Annotated in this window: 14 protein-coding genes; 7 read left to right on the top strand and 7 right to left on the bottom strand. The window is 37.3% G+C overall.

Going from position 1 to position 15487, the window contains the following annotated elements; genetic code table 11:
• Positions 1 to 257 precede the first annotated feature (257 nt).
• Both FW780_RS00110 and FW780_RS00105 read right to left on the bottom strand, forming a co-directional pair.
• Positions 258 to 3545 carry a TonB-dependent receptor gene (locus FW780_RS00110; RefSeq protein WP_149831646.1) on the bottom strand — a complete coding sequence of 1096 codons (3288 nt, stop codon included), beginning with the start codon at positions 3543 to 3545 and terminating at the stop codon, positions 258 to 260.
• Between the two features lie 51 nt (positions 3546 to 3596).
• Positions 3597 to 4550, bottom strand: coding sequence for a FecR family protein (locus FW780_RS00105; protein WP_241676804.1), 954 nt, complete (start codon positions 4548 to 4550; stop codon positions 3597 to 3599).
• A 242-nt stretch (positions 4551 to 4792) separates the two neighbouring features.
• Here FW780_RS00105 and FW780_RS00100 point away from each other — a divergent pair, with 242 nt between their 5' ends.
• A complete protein-coding gene (locus FW780_RS00100) occupies positions 4793 to 5419 on the top strand; it encodes an RNA polymerase sigma factor (protein ID WP_149831644.1) in 627 nt (208 codons plus the stop codon).
• A gap of 526 nt (positions 5420 to 5945) precedes the next feature.
• Here FW780_RS00100 and hxpB read toward each other — a convergent pair.
• Both hxpB and FW780_RS00090 read right to left on the bottom strand, forming a co-directional pair.
• The gene (hxpB, locus tag FW780_RS00095; protein WP_149831643.1) at positions 5946 to 6593 is read right to left on the bottom strand and encodes a hexitol phosphatase HxpB; all 648 of its coding nucleotides are present in this window, start codon (positions 6591 to 6593) and stop codon (positions 5946 to 5948) included.
• 36 nt (positions 6594 to 6629) lie between these two features.
• Positions 6630 to 7250 carry a helix-turn-helix transcriptional regulator gene (locus FW780_RS00090; RefSeq protein WP_149831642.1) on the bottom strand — a complete coding sequence of 207 codons (621 nt, stop codon included), beginning with the start codon at positions 7248 to 7250 and terminating at the stop codon, positions 6630 to 6632.
• Positions 7251 to 7444: 194 nt separating this feature from the next.
• Here FW780_RS00090 and FW780_RS00085 point away from each other — a divergent pair, with 194 nt between their 5' ends.
• The 4 genes from FW780_RS00085 (at position 7445) to FW780_RS00070 (ending at position 9740) form a co-directional block, all read left to right on the top strand.
• Positions 7445 to 8071: a superoxide dismutase gene (locus FW780_RS00085; protein ID WP_149831641.1), complete on the top strand. Its 627-nt coding sequence runs from the start codon at positions 7445 to 7447 to the stop codon at positions 8069 to 8071.
• Positions 8072 to 8094: 23 nt separating this feature from the next.
• Complete coding sequence (locus tag FW780_RS00080; protein WP_149831640.1) at positions 8095 to 8595, top strand: DUF2480 family protein; 501 nt, start codon at positions 8095 to 8097, stop codon at positions 8593 to 8595.
• 3 nt (positions 8596 to 8598) lie between these two features.
• Positions 8599 to 9183, top strand: coding sequence for an NADPH-dependent FMN reductase (locus tag FW780_RS00075; RefSeq protein WP_149831639.1), 585 nt, complete (start codon positions 8599 to 8601; stop codon positions 9181 to 9183).
• Positions 9184 to 9389: 206 nt separating this feature from the next.
• Positions 9390 to 9740: a 4Fe-4S dicluster domain-containing protein gene (locus FW780_RS00070; RefSeq protein WP_149831638.1), complete on the top strand. Its 351-nt coding sequence runs from the start codon at positions 9390 to 9392 to the stop codon at positions 9738 to 9740.
• Positions 9741 to 9825: 85 nt separating this feature from the next.
• Here FW780_RS00070 and FW780_RS00065 read toward each other — a convergent pair whose 3' ends face one another.
• The 3 genes from FW780_RS00065 to FW780_RS00055 all read right to left on the bottom strand — a co-directional run bounded on the left by FW780_RS00065 (position 9826) and on the right by FW780_RS00055 (position 13283).
• Positions 9826 to 10761 carry a ketopantoate reductase family protein gene (locus FW780_RS00065; protein ID WP_149831637.1) on the bottom strand — a complete coding sequence of 312 codons (936 nt, stop codon included), beginning with the start codon at positions 10759 to 10761 and terminating at the stop codon, positions 9826 to 9828.
• Between the two features lie 63 nt (positions 10762 to 10824).
• Positions 10825 to 11406 (bottom strand): Crp/Fnr family transcriptional regulator, encoded by a 582-nt coding sequence (locus FW780_RS00060; protein WP_149831636.1) that lies wholly within the window; start codon positions 11404 to 11406, stop codon positions 10825 to 10827.
• A gap of 215 nt (positions 11407 to 11621) precedes the next feature.
• On the bottom strand, positions 11622 to 13283 hold the full coding sequence (locus tag FW780_RS00055; protein ID WP_149831635.1) for a GIY-YIG nuclease family protein: 1662 nt from the start codon (positions 13281 to 13283) through the stop codon (positions 11622 to 11624).
• A 208-nt stretch (positions 13284 to 13491) separates the two neighbouring features.
• Here FW780_RS00055 and FW780_RS00050 point away from each other — a divergent pair, with 208 nt between their 5' ends.
• Together FW780_RS00050 and FW780_RS00045 are read left to right on the top strand one after the other, a co-directional pair.
• Positions 13492 to 14247 carry a helix-turn-helix domain-containing protein gene (locus FW780_RS00050; protein ID WP_149831634.1) on the top strand — a complete coding sequence of 252 codons (756 nt, stop codon included), beginning with the start codon at positions 13492 to 13494 and terminating at the stop codon, positions 14245 to 14247.
• Between the two features lie 27 nt (positions 14248 to 14274).
• Entirely contained in the window at positions 14275 to 15441 is a 1167-nt protein-coding gene (locus FW780_RS00045) for an FAD-dependent oxidoreductase (RefSeq protein ID WP_149831633.1), read from the top strand.
• Positions 15442 to 15487: the final 46 nt, after the last annotated feature.

Raw genomic sequence — 15487 nt, 5'->3', positions numbered from 1 at the left:
TTTTTAATATTCAGGAATATCTGCCTCTCTATTCCTTCGATTTGGTTTTTAGAATTCATCCGTCACTGCAGGAGGAGCTGCATTGGGGAAGTTCCCATTGAAACCGTTAATACCTGGGAAAAGCCATTAACGCTCGGTTTTTTCTGAACCGGTACTGCTGTGCGCTTCATCAGTATTCTTCCAGTTTTTGATCAGGTTACCGAAACCTGTACGATGCTATCTGAGCTCTTTTTATATTTACATTTGGTGTCTTCTTTTTAAAAAGTATAATTCACACTTAAGCTGAACATTCTTCCGCTGTACGCCCGAAACATAATCTTATCAATATTTTTATCATACTTGTCTGTTGCTCCGGGAAGAAGCCCCCAGCCTTCTCTTTCTGTACCTACATTACTTCCTCCTCCATCTTTTGCAGCCAGATAAGAATTAAAATTGTTATAATACTCCTTCACTCTGTTGAAGAGGTTTCTTACATTAAATTTCACTTCAAAATTTCTGTTACGAAGGAATTTATAAGAGATCTGAGCATCGGCCACTGCATAAGGGCGCTGGATTTCCTCTCCTTTGTAAGCATATCCTACCGTGATGTACTGATCTCCTTTTGCGTTATACAAAAAACTCATTCCCAGACGACTTCCATCATAGATCAATCCAAGGTTGTAGGCGTAGGGAGTCTGTCCGTAAAGCGGGCGCTTCACTTCGTAGGTTTCATCATTATCACCCGTTTTATACAGGTCTTTAAAGGCAACTACTTTCGTATGGTTATAGGTAAAGTTTCCACTTATGAAAAGTTTTTCCAAAAAAGTTCCGTCCGCAATAAAGCCTAAACTTTTTCTCACTTCGGCTTCCACTCCTATAAGCTTTGCATTTTTTGAATTTCCGTTGTATAAGAAGAGATTCCCTTCACTGGAAATATGCCCTTCACGTTCAATAGGTCTGTCTATATTTTTGTAATACAGTCCTGCGGAAAATATCTCGCCCAGCCCCGGAAACCATTCAAATTTGAAATCATAATTATTAATGACTGAAGAACTCATTTCCGTATTGTAAATCAAACCATTAGCAATTGGATCAAAATAGGGAAGCCCTGTTCTTTCATTAAACTGAGGACGAATTACTGATTTATTATAAGCAAGTCTCAAATTAATTTTATTGGTAGGACTGTATGTAAAATTCACTGAAGGCATCCATTGCCATGGTTTATCTTCAATAGCCGTTCTCATGATATACTTGGAATCTGAAGGATCCAGCTGTTGAGAAATCATGTTGTATTTAAAATATTCTGCACGAAGTCCCCATACCAACCTTAACTTCTTCCAACGGTTATCAAACATAACATATACAGCATGCTGATTAACTTCTCCTTCATATTTGTCATTTTTATAGAGTCCTCTGGTTTCCCAACCAATACCACCCGGAACATAATGAGATCCATTAAACCAGTCAGCAAGCGAACCATACATCGTCAAATAGTTCTTCTCGCTATTCGGAACGTCCCGGTTTTCATCAACACGAAGAAAAAACTTCTGCTGTTGGTTGGTATTGTTTTTTATAGCCCCTGCATATCCCGTTTTAACAGTATTTTTAAAACTTCCTGCATCCATATCCCATTTCACGGAAGCTCCATAGTTGTAGTCTGTTTCTCTGTTTTCAATATATCCTCTGTAGAAATCTGCACCGGAATTGTAGATCTTATGAAAGGCTAAAATTTCATTTCCGATAAAATCATATCGGGTAATATACTGTGTGTAATCTTTGGTATCGGAAGCAACTCCTGTACGGGCCCCAAACCAACTGATCTCTGTATTTCCTATTTTATGGCTTCCTTCCAGTTTATTTTGCAAAAGGGTCTGGAAAATCGGATAGTTTGTGTTATCGGTATAAGGTCTGTCTAATGTTTTGATCTGAGCCGGATCATTATTGGGAATCACTCCGTTATAAAAATAATTATAGGCTAATTCAGCATTGGCAGCCATTCCGCTTCCGGTTGAGTATTCATTCCATCCTGTAACTCTTGTCAATGTATTATCAAAAATATGGGTATATGAATTACGGAATGAAATTCTGTTTTTTCCCAACTGCAATCCGAAATTCAACATCCCTGCCAGCGTAGAATTATAATTGTAAGAAGCTCCGCTGTTTTTGAAGTTGTAAAACGGAATCTGTCCATTGGCATCCGGCATTCCTGTGGTATCCAGCCAGTTTCCTCTTCCCGTATGGTCGATATCCAATTTATTTTGTTCGTTTCTGATGACAAATGCTCCAGCAAATCCCCATTTATTATTGTTTTTCAGAGCATAAGTTCTTCCCAGGGCCAGCTGTATATTAGATCCCATATCACCTCTGGTTTTATAGGTGCTGAAATTGTCATTGGTAAATTGTCTGGACTGTTCAAAAAATTTCGGATCCGTCCAGTTCACGGCCTCGAGTCCTTTGGGGAAATCCCTGGTTCCGTCGTCATATCCGAAATAATCATACTTTCCCCGCTTGCGAGTCAGGAATTCTTTGAATGCCGACTGGTCGTTATAAGAAGTTCCCATGGTTACCGTCGTAAAATTTTCGTTGGGAATGTCTTTGGTTCTTACTTCTACATAACCTCCGGCAAAGCTGGCATTCATATCGGGTGTTGCAGATTTACTCACCACTACACTTTCCACCATAGCTGTGGGAATGATATCAAATGAGAAATTCTGATTATAAGCTTCCGTACTTGGGAGATTAATTCCGTCCATTGCTGCCGTATTCCATCGCTCACCCATAGATCTTACGACTACATATTTATTATCAATAGTTGTAATTCCTGTTACTCTTTTCAGAGTTCCTCCTACATCGCTATCGGGTGTTTTCGAGATCTGTTCTGCTGAAATACCATCACTCATCTGTGCCGCTTTTTTTTGCTGGGCAAGAAGCCCTGCCTGTGTATCTGCTTTGCGGGCTGCTGTAATCACAACTTCTTTAATGTCTGTAATTTTATCGGAAGCTTTGTTCAGAGCAAATGATACGGAGCTTGTTTCTTTATTGATGACGGATAGTTTTTGAACCTTCAGCGTATTATATTTTGAAGCTTTTATGGTAAGGTTATAGATTCCTGCGGGAAGATCTACTGTAAAATCTCCGTTATTATCTGTTACTACGGTTTTCTGGGCTATAGTAATTTCTGCTCCGGTAATGGGATTTCCTACCTCATCCACTATTTTACCGGAAATACGTCCGTTTCCCAGTACAGAAATGTTAGAATTTTCATATTTTATCGAAATAAGATCACCATGCAGACGGAATACTACAGGAAGACCATTGGTAATATCCTTCAGGCAGTTGTTGACGGAAGTATTTTCGCATTTCACTCCTTTTACCTTCAGTTCTTTAATATCTACTTTGGAATAAGCCAGTCTCATTCCCGTTTTTCCGGCAAATTCTTCCAAAACTTCAATCAACGGTCTGTTGGCAGGTACAGAAAATGTTACTTTCTGAACCAGCTCCTGTGCTTCTGCGGCTACAGTAAAAAATAAGGCTGCTATGGTAATCCCACATTTCAAACTTTTCATACTTAAAGTGTTCTCTTGATTATGATTATTTATTTTTTTTTGAGTAGTATTTTATTTTTTCAGGATATAGGTGTTTTCTTTTTTCTGTACTTCCAATCCCAGAATGAAAGCCAGTGATTCAATATTTTCTCCTACCGTTCCGCCGGTAAAGTCTGCCGTGATCTTCTTATCTTCAGCATCTTTAGGATACGAAATATTTGTACTATAGCTGCTCTCAAGAACAGTTACTACCTCTTTTAAAGGGACATCGTTAAAGCTTAAAGACAGTATTGCTGAAACTTTCTTTGCTGAGTTTTTCACCGGACTTATTGAAATGACCGCTGTAGTATGTGCAATCCCGAAATTTGTCCATTTCTGGTTCGGCTTTAGGAAAGAAACCGGAACTCCCGGAGAAGATACAGCCACCTTCCCTTCATAAAGATCAACTGCTTTCTTCTTTCCAGACTGTGAGATTTTAAATACAGTTCCCAATACTTTAGTACTGAAACCATCAGCACGTACTACAAAAGGATGTACTTTTGACTTGGCTACGGAGAAGATGGCATCCCCTTTTAAATCCACCACTCTGGTAGAGGCTGGAAATGATTTTTCAACGGTAAGTTCAGCACCTGGTAAAAGGGTAACCACAGATCCGTCTTCAAGATGAACAATACGATTTTCTGATTTGGCAAGATAAACATCGGGCTTAATGAACATTGTATAAGTGAAAATCCTTCCCAACGACAAAAGCAGAATAATAACCGCTGCAATTTTATACAGGTTAGTTCTAAACCTTTTTACAGAATGCCTAGAAATATCTGTTTGAGGAAAATAATGTTCCAGTCCGGATAATATCCTTTCTCTGGATTCTTTTTTATGAACAGCATCCAGATCTTTTTCAGTCCGGATTCTCCATTTTGTTAAAAGTTCTTTTTCCTTTTCAGAAATTGGGTCTTCAGAAACTTCCCGTTCCCAAAGTCTGAAAACAAATGCTTCAATATTTTTATATGTTAAACGATTTTTCATAAAGTCTTTCATGGTATTCACAGATACTTCTATCTATAAGACAGTGAAAATAAAAAACTTCCCCAGGGCATCCTTAACGTTATATTCACATTACGAGCAAATTGTTAATAATTTTCATCATTTTTCACATTTACTCAACATTACATTCTTATTTTGACCCCGTTTTTCAGAAATATTTAATCTTACCATACCCAAAGTTCACAAAAAGTTAATTTTCCTTTAGGTAATTTTGCATCAACAATATGAGCCCAACAGACTATACATTATTAAAGAAAATAAAATCAGGCGACCGTCCTGCATTTATGCTGCTGTATGACCGATACTGGGATAGTCTATATAACTTTGTTTTTGTACGGACCCGGGATAAAGAAGTTGCTGAGGAAATCCTTCAGAACCTATGGATAAAGATTCTTGAGAATACAGATACAATACAGACTGACGATTCCGAAAGTGCAAAAGGCTACCTTCTCCGCCATCTTCATTACCGTATTCTTGATTTTTATAACAGTTATAAAAAAGCCCCTCCCACACTGAGTATTGATGAGTTTGACATCCCCAATGAATTTGAGATATCAGATACAGACTATTTTGAGATTCTTGAGGAAAATGAGATCAGTGTTTTATTATCAATGATTGATGAAGTGGTTGCCCGGCTTCCTTCAACGGAACAGCAGGTATATGATATGAGGATAAGGAAAAATATGTCTGTTAATGAAACCGCAGAAGCATTGGGAATAAGCAATAAAACGGTAAGTAACAAATTAAGCAAAGCTTTGGGTGAAATCCGTGAACAATTGAATCCTGAATATCAATCGTCTAAAAAACTGGTTTCTATTCTGTTGCTGATGGAGGTTTTGACGAGGTATTGAGATGCGGGGTTCGGGGTTCGGGATTATTTCAATCGTCAATTTGCTGCGCAGTCAATCGTCAATTTCTTACAATAATTAATAAAATTCACAGCGAAGCGGATTCACTATTCACCATTCATGTTTTAAAGATCAATCGTCAAGTTGCTTCGCAGTCAATCGTCAATTTTTACAGCATGTTTTAAAATTCACAGCGAAGCGGATTCACTATTCACCATTCATGTTTTAAAGATCAATCGTCAAGTTGCTTCGCAGTCAATCGTCAATTTTTACAGCATGTTTTAAAATTCACAGCGAAGCGGATTCACTATTCACCATTCATGTTTTAAAGATCAATCGTCAAGTTGCTTCGCAGTCAATCGTCAATTTTTACAGCATGTTTTAAAATTCACAGCGAAGCGGATTCACTATTCACCATTCATGTTTTAAAGATCAATCGTCAAGTTGCTTCGCAGTCAATCGTCAATTTTTACAGTACGTTTTAAAATTCACAGCGAAGCGGATTCACTATTCACCATTCACTATTTAACTATTCATTAAACACCGGCAGCAAAGCATTGCTAAAGTTCAATATTTTAAAGTCGGCAAGATCAGAATCAATGCTTTCATCATCATTGGTAAAAACTACGGTCTGCATTCCTGCCGCTTTTGCAGCTTTTAATCCTGAATGGCTGTCTTCAATCGCAATACAGTATTCAGGAGAAATACCCAGGTTTTCTGCAGAGGTAAGATACACCGCAGGATGAGGTTTTCCATGGGTTTCAAATTCGGATGAATGAACGGTATCAAACAGATCACGAACCTGAAGTTTTTCAAGAACAACATGAGCTACACGCAAAGGAGCATTGGTTGCCAATCCTATTTTGTAGTCTTTATTTTTAAGATGTCTGATAAACTCCTGTACACCGGACATTGTACAGTCTTTGGTTTGTATCATTTCGATTACTCTAGTAACTACTTTATTTTCCAGATCAGATGAATCAAAATTTTCCCACGGAAATCTTTCATACCAGAATTCTGTCACTTCCTGAGTGGTCATATATTTGGTTTGTGCCGCAAGATCTTCCGTGACCTGTACTCCATACGATGAAAATACATCAAGCTCAGCCTGAGTCCAGAATTTTTCTGAATCTATCAGAACTCCGTCCATATCAAATATTACTGCTTTTAAAGCCATCTTTTGAATGATAAATTATAAGTTATGAATTATAAATTATTGGCTGATTTTGTATACGCATCGTTGTCCGCCGGAAACAATATGATCTACTCTTTCAACCGTATATTCTTTCCCGACCAACGACTGAAAATTGGATAATTCAGCACGGCAGAACCCTTGACATTCTGTTGCGGCAGCACATATCGGGCAATGGTTTTCAATCAGAAAATAATCTTTTCCTTCTTTTTTCCATTCTGCCATATATCCTTCTTCACTGCGGACTTTTGCCAGGGATTCAAGGCGTTGTTCCAGAGATTTTGCCTTAGAAAGTACTTTTTCATATCGTTCATGAGTATTTTTCTCACGATCACTGATTAATAAATCCAATGCATTTTCACCTAAAAGATTTTTCACTGATTTCAGAATCTGAACGGTTACATCTGCATGAGTATCAGGAAACTGAGCCAATCCCTTCTCTGTAAGCGTATAATAAGTAGATGGACGGCCTACTCCTTCACTCTTCACTGAAGACCGGATCAATCCTTCCTGAGCAAGATTCAGTAAATGTTTTCTTGCGCCTTCTTTGGTAATCGACAATTCTTCAGCAATCAGAAGGGATGTCACCTCACCTCTCATCTTTAAAAACATCAGAATGCGATCCGCTGCCGGTTTCTTCATTTGACAATATTTAGGTTGTTTTATTTTTCAACAACAAATATAGTCATTTTCTATAACCTCCAAAAACAACATATAACCAAAACATTTACAAGTAATTACCTTTCCAAAGCATAAAAACAATAAAACAACAAAAAAGTTGTTTTATTCAAATATATTTTTACCTTTGTCAGACAATAATCAAAAAAATAAATACGATGAGCCCATTTACATTACCACAGCTGCCTTATGCTTATGATGCTTTGGAACCTTTTATAGATAAAGAAACCATGACCATTCACCACCAGCGCCATCACCAGGCCTATGTTGATAATCTGAATGCAGCCCTGGTACAAACCAATGAAACCAATCCAGATCTTGATTCTTTGCTACAAAGGATAAGTGAATACAGCCCTGCTGTAAGAAATAAGGGTGGCGGACACTACAATCACTCTTTGTTTTGGGAAATTCTTTCTCCTCAACCCAAACTTAATCCTGAAGGGACACTTCATGATGCTGTCATTGCCACTTTTGGAAGTCTTGAGAACCTTAAAGCAGAAATGAAAAAAACAGGGTTGGCACAATTCGGGTCCGGATGGGTGTGGCTTTTTGTAAAATTCAATGGATCTCTGGCGATTAGTTCCACGCCTAATCAGGATAATCCGATGATGGATGTTCTTTCGATGAACAGAGGTTTCCCTATTCTTGGGATAGATGTATGGGAACATGCTTATTATCTGAACTATCAGAATAAAAGAGCAGATTATCTGGATTCTTTCTGGTCTGTTCTGGATTGGTCTGCTGTGGAGAAAAAATATGAAGAAGCTTTGTCAAAAGTAAGATAATTAACACTTATTACCAACAAACTATGACTGAGGAAACATTTATCAATAAAGCAAAAGCTTCAGGCATTATTGCCCTTGATCTTTCAGATTACAAACCGACAACGGAAATTGTAGAACTGGATATCAAAGATCATCTCTTCATGGGAATGATTGTCAAGGAGAAAGAGTTTAAAGAATCAATTGCTGCGGTGGATTTTTCTGTCTATAATGAAAAAGCAGTAGGAATTATTTGTTCTACAGATGCCATAATCCCGCCATGGGCCTATATGCTGATCATGGAAAAGCTATCTCCTTATGCTTCTTATGTTGATTTAAACAATGCAGAAACGGTTTTGCTCGACCTATGGAAACGTCGTCTCATCTATGCTGACCTGAAACATTACAGAAATCAGAAAGTGGTCGTCCGGGCGAGTACCCATCATGATCCAGCGCTCTATTTATTAGCGGCAGGACTTCTGAAACCATTGGTTAAAACACTGATGTATGGTGAAATAGGATTACCAAAAGTAATTTTTAAACAATAAAAAATGAAAGCAATCATATTCAACGGATCTCTGGAAAGAAGAACACAATCTACTTCCAGACTGATTTCCGATTATTTTTCAGAACGTCTGAAAATGCTGGGAATTCAGACTGATATTTTTACCCTTGCTGATTCCGGCATTCCGCTATTTGATGTCACTCTTACAAGAACTCCTTTGGCAGTAGAACGTATGACTCAGATGTTCACCGATGCTGATCTTCACATTTGGCTGGCTCCGCTTTATCACGGAAGTATTCCGGGAGTGATGAAAAACTGTCTGGACTGGCTTGAAGTAACCGCCAACAGATACGAACCTTATCTTACCGATAAAACTGTCGGTCTGGTATGCTGGGCAGATGGTCTGCAGGCGATGCAGGGAATCAATGCCATGGATTCTATTGCCAAATCATTAAGAGCATGGCCATTACCCTTCAGTGTCCCTATTGTGAGATCATCATTATTTGATACTGAACACTCAACTGAAATTTCGGAACTCTATTCCGGTAAGTTTGATAAACTTATCAGCATCGCAACAACGAAAAAAATAGAAAGCCTGAATCATTCAACGTTCATACAACCAAAAGATTAGCCTTACAGACCTCCTTTACAAAGCAGGTGCATAGATTACGTGTAGAAAATGCTGCAGATTAATGATTTAAAAATAAAAATTAGCACACTTTATGCTGCTTATTTTCAAAGAACAGTGTTGAACTGCTGTAATTAAGTTTAGCAGGGATTTCTGAACCGTTCAACGTTGAGGAAATCCCTTTTTAAAACCCTCTAAACATCAATAATATGGCTATAAAAATAACGGATGCCTGTATCAATTGTGGGGCCTGCGAACCTGAATGTCCCAACTCAGCCATTTACGAAGGAGCTATCGACTGGCGCTGGAAAGACAAAACAAAACTTTCAGGACATATAACATTTCCGGACGGAACAGAAGCTGATGCCGATATTTATAATGAAGCTGTTTCAGACGAGGTTTACTATATCGTATCCGGAAAATGTACGGAATGTAAAGGTTTTCATGAAGAGCCCCAGTGTAAGGCAGTATGTCCGGTAGACTGTTGTATAGATGACCCTGATCATCGTGAAACGGATGAAGTATTACTGGATCGGCAGAAATTCATGCATAATGCTTAAAAACTTCTATCTTTTATATTTAATTTCAATATAGGCGGGTTAAAACCCGCCTTTTATATTTTTACTCTTTAGCTTTAGCCCAAGTTTATTTTGCCTGAATCTCAGTATAGATTTTTTGTGTAAAAGGAGTTTCTATACCAAGTTCTGCTCCATATTTCAAAACGGCTCCTGCAAATAATTCCAGTTCATTATCTTTCTTTCCGGAATGAATGTCAAGCTGTAAAGAAGTTGGGGTTTCAAAAGGAAATGTGGATGCTTTTTCAAAGGTTTTATCAATGATATCTTCCTGAAGGAAAATTTCTTTTTTATTGGCAATCCGCTTTATTTCTCTCATAATTTCAGTCGCTTCATGCTTTTGCTGTTCATCCGAACATACCGTCCCAATGGATGAATTATATTTAGCTGTCACCAACCCAAAACTGGCAATGAAAATAAATTTTGTCCAGATATCCGTTAATGAATTGTCTTTAAAATCAAAATCAATTTTACTTTCACTCAGAAGATTGGTAATCCATTCTACAGGGGTAGAGAAATGTTCAGGATCTCTTCCTACAATCATTTTCCCGGCTTTCCCTTTATGTTCTACAGTTCCTCTTTCCTTAATATGGGAAGCCACATAAATACAGGTTGGAAGAATGGTATGATCTGGGATTATTTTACGAATTCTGTCATAGATATCTGCACCGTTCATCATCGGAAGTAAGACTGTATTTTCATTGATGACCGGCAGTAACTGTTTACACACGTTTTCAAGATCATATTCTTTTACACAAATCAGCACCAGATTAGGATTTTGAATATCACTGATGTTCTCTTCAACAGTATTAGGATGTGTTTGGGTATTGGAATGTTCGGGAGAAAGCAGAATCAATCCGTTTTCTTTTACTTTTTTATAGGTTTCTCCCCGGGCAACAAAAGAAACAGTATATTTTCCGGAAGTTTCATTGGTCTGATTTATTTTAAAACCAAAGTAACCGCCTACTCCACCTAATCCTACAACGACAATATGTTTTTTGTTCATGACATTATTTTTAGCAAAGATCAGTGATGATCTCTGAAATATCACTTGACAAATGAAAAGAAATTACATCTTATGAATATCTCTTCTGATCCGGCTCAGTGAACTGTCTTTAATTCCCAGATAAGAAGCAATGATCTTCAAAGGAACATGCTGAAAAATATCAGGATCTTTCTTCATCAGGTTGAAATATCTTGTGGAAGCTTTCTGACTTGCCATTTCTATCAATCTGTCATGAATATTGTAGTAATTAAGAACAAATAAAAGCCTGCTAAACTCTCTGAATTCAGGGATATTATGAAAATTATCCTGTACATTTTCCAATCCTGTCTCCCAGAAAATACAGTCAGTCACTGTCTGATATATTTCCTTGGCAGGCTGCTGCCTGAAAAAAGACAAAAAATCATTCACAAAGCAAGGAGCTGTATAAATATTGGTTGTAATCTCCTCATTGTCTTCATTCAGGATGTATGAACGGACATAGCCCTTTTCCAGAAAGTATGTTTTGGTACTGATGGCATCTTTATCCAGCAAAACAGTATTCGTTTTTAATTCAAAACAGACGAATTTTTCTGTGATCTTTTCAACCACCTCCTCTTTGATACTGAAAAGGGAATGAAAGTAAGTGTTAAGTGATGACTTGTCCATGAGGTATCGTCCTAAATCTATTTTAAGTTATAAAAATAGAGATAATTTGTGGAAGTCTGTTTAATCATATGTTGTAAAACCACCCCGTCAAAAATTCTTTGAATTTTCGCCACCCCTCCAGAGGAGGGGAATTTTCACATCATACGAAATAAAATTTATAAAATAAAATCCCTTTAAGCCTAAAGTTTAAAGGGATTCTATTTCTTGTGGAAAAGTTATTCGTCTGAGAGAACTTCGTCATAAGTCACAGGATCAGTAACCTCCTGATATTGTTCCCATTCTGCTTCAAGCTGTTTATTAGTTTTCATATCTTCCTCAAGCTTTAATGTTTCACGGTATTGTTTTGCCTCCGCTGTCAGTGTCCATTTACAACCAATTCCCATAGAATCAATATAGTTTCTGACATCGTGAATATTTAATTTAAAAAACTCTTTTCTTGGATTAATTTTATTCAGTTGGCTTTTTAGAAACTTTTTATGGAGCTGCTTCTCTAAGGCCGGAGCATCTTCAGCATAGATCATAGCATGAACATCAAACTCAAAAGGAACACTTGCATCCCCAAGCTCACGAACACGGTCTAAAGGATCCAAACGTCTTGTCATACCAATTTTATAAACATCTTCTCCGAATGAACCGATATTTGAAATAATATATACATTTCCTGTTCTGGTTTGCTGTGCCATTGAAATTGCTCTTTGATTTTTCTCTTCAGCCTGAGTAAGTTTTTGCTGTAATTCTTCAAGCTGTTGCTGAAAAAGCATTTTTTGTTCTTCATTAGCTCTAGCTACCTGGGATTCAGCTTTTTCAATCAGCCTTTTTAAAGTCTGTTCTTCTTTTTCTGCCTCTTTGATTGCTTTTTCATAATCTTTACGAGCTCTTTCTTCCTCACGAATCTGTTCACGAATTTGTCTTTGCTCTTCCTGCTCTTGCCACTTCAATTCCTGGGCAACTACAGCCCATCTTAGCTCTTCAACTCTCGCACTATGGTATACTTCGGATATTCTCGCATTTCTAAAAGCCTGTCCATTAAAATTAACCAATTGAAATGCATCATCCATCTTTTGTTTCAATATGCCAAAGTTATCTTTCTTTACAGACGCCAAAATAGAATCTACTTTCCCGTTATAAGCATCAATAACAAAATCAATAGCTGTATTTCGTCTTGATTCATCCATATAATCACAGATACCGGCCTGTCTGCTTACAATCATAAGCTTGTTATTTTGTCTTAGCTTTTTAAGATTATCACCTGCTTCTTTGTGGCCAAAATCTTCTGCCAATTCATCCAATAAAGTATATGTTGGTATTAAATATTCATTACCATAACCTTGAATAACATTTTTCATTGCTTTTATTCTATCAGCAATCTGATCTGCTTCTCTTAAACTTCGATAGGCATCTCCACCTATTGATTCCGCCCTTACTTCCGCATTTTCTACAATACGCTTAGCTTCATTCACAGCATTTTCATACAATAATTCTATTTCTCTGGTTTTCTTTTCAGTAATTTCTTTTACATTTCTACGAATCTCCTTAGCCTGGTTCTGTGCTTCTGAAAGTTCCTGTCCAGCCCTTTCTCTCAATCTCAAACTATCTCTTTCTGCTTTTTTAAGAAGATAGTCACATTCAACTTTAATATCAATAATATCCTGATATTTTCTTAATGCATCATTGTGTCGTAATACTTCGGCTATTTTTTTGCTTAAAGTAATCTTATCTAGCTGTAACTTGGAAACCTCTGCTTTCAACTGATTATTTTCCCTTTTTAGATTGGTAACCTGAGTTTCTTTCTTAAGGGATTCTTTTTTAAATTTTCCTGATTGACCAAATGCATAAAGCATCAGTATAAACAAAATAATAATCAATAAAATTGCCATGGTTTAGATTTTTATCCGACAATATTAAATAAAAAAACCAGGTACAACTTACGGAAAACCGTAACTCTAAAAAGCCTGTATTTTAAAGTCATCTTTTACATTGAAGAATATTGCTTCCCTGATTGCAGTGAATATATCTATAACTTTGCCGGTTTATCCCAAATTTTGTAATTTTCTTCTTTAAAAGCAACATTCTGCAGGCATAACTATGGATCAAGATTTCTATTATAACTTCATCGAACCCGACAAAGATATCGCCGATTTTGTTGAAAATCTGGGAACATTTCAAAACCTCTCGAACGAAGCTAAAGAAGTAGTGATTATCCCTGACGGAAGAGTTGATTTGTTCTTTTCACAATCAGCCACTGAACCTTTTCACGTTACCCTTCTTGGGCTCGAGACTTATCCGGAGCAAAGATATATCGCTCCTCATATGATTGCTTTTGTTGTCAGTTTCAAACCCATTGCTGTTGAATATATTTTAAAAACGTCTATTGCTGATCTATTGAATATCGGAAAAGAGCTTTCTTCTGAATTCTGGGATTTTAAAGCTGATGATTTACAAAATTTTGATATTTGTTGTTTAAAAGCAACCCAGACAATAAAGGATCTGCTTCCCCAAAAGGCAGATGAAAGAAAACGTAGGCTTTTCGACCTGATATATACCTCAAAAGGAGAAATGAGTGTACAGGAACTTTCTGAAAAAACAGGCTGGAGCAGCAGGCAGATTAACCGCTATTTTACCAAACAATTTGGCTTATCATTAAAAGCTTATTCTACTATTTTACGTTTCAGGGCATCTTTGGAACACATCGCACAGGGAAGGCTCTTCCCTGAACTTAATTATACCGATCAAAACCATTTCATCAAGGAAGTGAAAAAATTTTCAGGAGTTGCTCCTAAAGAATTATCCAAAAATAAAAACGACCGATTTGTACTATTATCCGTGCTGAAAGGAAAATAAATTTGCATTGTAAAATTTAAATTAAAAATGCTGATAGAAAACAAATCAATAGCAATCGTTGGTGGCGGTCCTGCAGGACTTACACTGGCAAGACTTTTACAGTTGAAAGGTGCAAACGTAAAAGTATATGAAAGAGACTTTAATAAAAACGCACGGGTACAGGGCTCTCCTCTTGATATGCATGAAGATTCAGGGCTGGCAGCTATACGCAAAGCGGAACTGCTGGGAGAATTTAAAAAGACGTTCCGCCCCGGAGCAGACAGAACACTGATTGTCAATGAGCAGACAGAAATATTCTTCAGTGACCATGAGACAAAGCCTGAAGAAGATTTTGGCGAGGAATATTTCCGTCCTGAAATAGACCGTGGACCTCTAAGGAATATGCTTTTAAAATCCTTACATCCTGAAACGGTAGTCTGGGACAGTCATTTTCTCACGATGGAACGTCAGAATGAAGGATGGCTTATGCATTTCAAAAACGGAACTTCAGAATATGCAGATCTTGTTATTGCAGCAGATGGAGCCAATTCTAAAATACGGCCTTATCTTACTGATATTAAACCTGTTTATTCAGGAATCATCATGTTGGAAGGAAATGTTTCAAAAGAAGGTGCCCCTCAGATTGATGCTATGATTAAAGGAGGAAAAATAATGGCATTCGGAAATACAAAAAACATTCTGCTTGGCCAGAAAGGCAATGGGGATCTGGGATTTTATGCAAGCTTTAAAGCTGACGAAAACTGGCCTTCTGATAGTGGTCTTGATTTTTCTGATAATACACAATTATTAAAATGGTTCAAAACAGAATATTCCGAATGGAGCCCTGTCTGGAATGAATTGTTTGAAAATGCTGCAACTCCTTTTGTTCCGCGCCTGATCTACTCTATGCCTTCAGATCACAGTTGGGAAGCACAATCCAATCTAACTTTAATAGGTGATGCAGCCCACGTAATGCCTCCGTTTGCTGGAGAAGGTGCTAATATGGCTATGTTGGACGCTCTTGAATTGAGTGAATATCTAACGAATAATCATTACAGTTCTTTGCAGTATGCTATTTCAGCCTACGAAAACAATATGCGAAAAAGAGCTGTTGTTGCCACACAGGAATCCCTTGAAAATGGAGAACGGATGCATTCTGAAAAGTCATTAGCAACCATGCTGGATTTTTTTAATGGCCATCTTACTTCATCATAAAACAAAAGGCTGCCCCAACCAGAGACAGCCTTTTTTAAATAAATCT

This window comes from Chryseobacterium sediminis (assembly GCF_008386505.1).
Classification (GTDB): domain Bacteria; phylum Bacteroidota; class Bacteroidia; order Flavobacteriales; family Weeksellaceae; genus Chryseobacterium; species Chryseobacterium sediminis.
Note: the sequence above shows the minus strand (reverse complement) of the source record. Positions and strands in the feature narration are given on the sequence as shown.